At 65.1% G+C, this 384-nt stretch carries 2 protein-coding genes; both read left to right on the forward strand.

The window, feature by feature from the left end; all coding sequences use genetic code 11:
• Window positions 1–211, forward strand: a 211-nt coding sequence (locus JHD69_RS20715; protein ID WP_199142193.1) for a hypothetical protein, incomplete at its 5' end; no start/stop codon positions are given.
• A partial coding sequence (locus JHD69_RS20720; RefSeq protein WP_199142192.1) for a hypothetical protein occupies window positions 195–384 on the forward strand: 190 nt, incomplete at its 3' end. The genes JHD69_RS20715 and JHD69_RS20720, both read left to right, overlap by 17 nt.

Consider the following 384-nt stretch of genomic DNA (forward strand, 5'->3'; position numbering starts at 1 on the left):
CCCCCCCCCCCCCCCCCCCCCCCCCCCCCCCCCCCCCCCCCCCCCCCCCCCCCCCCCTACCCCCCCCCCCCCCCCCCCCTACAACCCCACATGTCGTGGTTCGTCGGCAGCGTCAGATGTGTATAAGAGACAGGCCTGGCGGATGGTTTTGAATTGGATTATCAAACTGCCTAACCAAATCTGTTGCCTTGTTAATGTCAGCTATTTTTAATGGCATGAGCCTATTGTGCCTTTATGGAGCTGGTTTAGGGCTGTCTCTTATACACATCTCCGAGCCCACGAGACAGTACTCATGGATCGCGTATGCCGTCTTCTGCTTGAAAAAGGGGGGGGGGGGGGGGGGGGGGGGGGGGGGGGGGGGGGGGGGGGGGGGGGGGGGGGGGG

Origin of the sequence: Pedobacter sp. ASV12, assembly GCF_016429155.1 — a bacterium.
Taxonomy (GTDB): domain Bacteria; phylum Bacteroidota; class Bacteroidia; order Sphingobacteriales; family Sphingobacteriaceae; genus Pedobacter.